This window comes from Mesorhizobium sp. M7A.F.Ca.US.005.03.2.1, from assembly GCF_003997795.1.
Lineage (GTDB): Bacteria > Pseudomonadota > Alphaproteobacteria > Rhizobiales > Rhizobiaceae > Mesorhizobium > Mesorhizobium ciceri.
Genome location: NZ_RZRP01001088.1, coordinates 1 through 1,763, shown reverse-complemented (window position 1 = coordinate 1,763; position 1,763 = coordinate 1). Strand labels below are relative to the sequence as shown.

2 protein-coding genes are annotated in these 1,763 nt (G+C 63.6%); one reads left to right on the top strand and one right to left on the bottom strand.

Translation table 11 applies throughout. The annotated features are described in order from the left end of the window. Window positions 1-69 precede the first annotated feature (69 nt). Entirely contained in the window at window positions 70-966 is an 897-nt protein-coding gene (locus EN991_RS34920; protein WP_013533142.1) for a LysR family transcriptional regulator, read from the top strand. A 100-nt stretch (window positions 967-1,066) separates the two neighbouring features. On the opposite strand, the gene EN991_RS34915 is transcribed toward EN991_RS34920, so the two are convergent. Continuing rightward, window positions 1,067-1,763 (bottom strand): aldehyde dehydrogenase family protein (locus EN991_RS34915; RefSeq protein WP_127370429.1); only part of this gene is annotated, 697 nt, incomplete at its 5' end.

Here is a 1,763-nt window from a genome sequence, read left to right as displayed (position 1 = left end):
GCCCTATTGCCTTGCAATCGGTTCCGCGTCTGAATAGGTCAGGGGTCAGATCACCCTGCCCGAGCGGATATGCCCAGCGTCAACCTCAAACTTCTGCAGACGTTCCTGCTTGCCGCCGAAAACGGCAGCTTCCGACGTGCTGCCGAGGAGAGCAACCGTTCGCCATCGGCGGTCTCGATGCAGATTCGCGACCTTGAGGAGCAGATCGGCATCTCGCTGTTCATCCGCACCGCACAGCGTGCCAGCCTGACGCCGGAAGGCCAGATCCTGTTCGAGGAGATCGCCAACGTGATGTCACAGGTGCAGACCAGCCTCGACCGCCTGACGGAGGTCGCCGCTCGGCGCAAGGGCAAAGTGCAGATCGCCTGCGCCCCGACGCTCGCGGCAAGCCGGCTGGGCGATATCCTGGCGACATTCAAGTTGCGCTATCCACGCAGCATCGTCGAGGTCATCGAGAGCCCGCCGCAGGCCGCGCTTGGCCTTTTGCAACAGCAGGAGGTCGAGTTCTACATCGGCCCCGAACTGCCAAACCTGACGGACTTCCAGTTCGAGTCCATCCTCGACGATCCGCTGATGGCCTGCATCCCCACGGAAATATACGGTGGCGAAAAGAAGCTGCTGCTCTCGGACCTGCTGCGCTATCCGCTCATCCTGCTCAGCCGCAAGACCGCCGTGCGCGGCCTTGTCGATCGGCTGACGGCGGCGGAAGGCATCGAGTTCAAGCCGCAATACGAGGTCGAAAGCGCACAGACGGCGGTGGCGCTGGTGTGTTCGGGACTTGGCGTCTGCGTGGTGCCCGGCATCGCCATTTCGCGCAATGACGAGCGTATGCGGGTGGTGCCGATCGACCATCGCGACGCCCACCGCTCGGTCGGCATCATCACCGCGCGGGGCTATGTGCACCACTCCTTCTCCGAACAGCTGATGAACCTCATCCGCACCAATTTGCGCGAACTGGCAAACTGAGCGTCGCGCCTTCGGACAGGCACCTTGCACGAGCGCCGAGAATGGTGCGTTGGGAACGCCGCCATTGGCAGCCCGGCCTCTCCTGAATATCAGCGCACCCTCAGTCGGTCTGGATCCAGATCGACTTGGTCTCCAGATATTCATGCAGATGTTCGATGCCTCCCTCGCGGCCGTAGCCGGACATCTTCATGCCGCCGAACGGCACCGCCGGGTCGATGGCGTGGTACATGTTGACCCATACCGAGCCGGCCTTGATGCGGCGGGCGAGCTTGTGGGCGGTGCCAAGATGACTGGTGAAAATGCCGGCCGCCAGGCCATAGGGCGTCGCATTGGCCCGCGCCACGGCTTCGTCGAGCGTGTCGAACGGCATCGCCGAAATCACCGGACCAAAGATCTCTTCACGCGCGATGGTCATCTTGTCCGACACCGCACCGAAGACAGTCGGCGCGATGAAATTGCCGCCGTCGTAGGGCCCGCCGGTCAGTCGCGAGCCGCCCGCCATCAGTTCCGCGCCTTCGTCGCGGCCGGCCTTGATATAGCCCACCACCTTGCCGGCCTGCCTGGCATTGATGAGCGGGCCGATTTCGGTTTCCGCCTCGATGCCATGGCCGATGCGAAGCCTGCCGGCAAACTCGGCGACCCGGCGCACGAATTCGTCATGGATTTCGCGGGCCACGAAAAGCCGCGAACCGGCGATGCAGATCTGGCCCGAATGCACGAACACAGCCATCGCGGCGACCGGAACCGCCTTGTCGATGTCGGCATCGCGGCAGACGATGAGCGGCGATTTGCCGCCG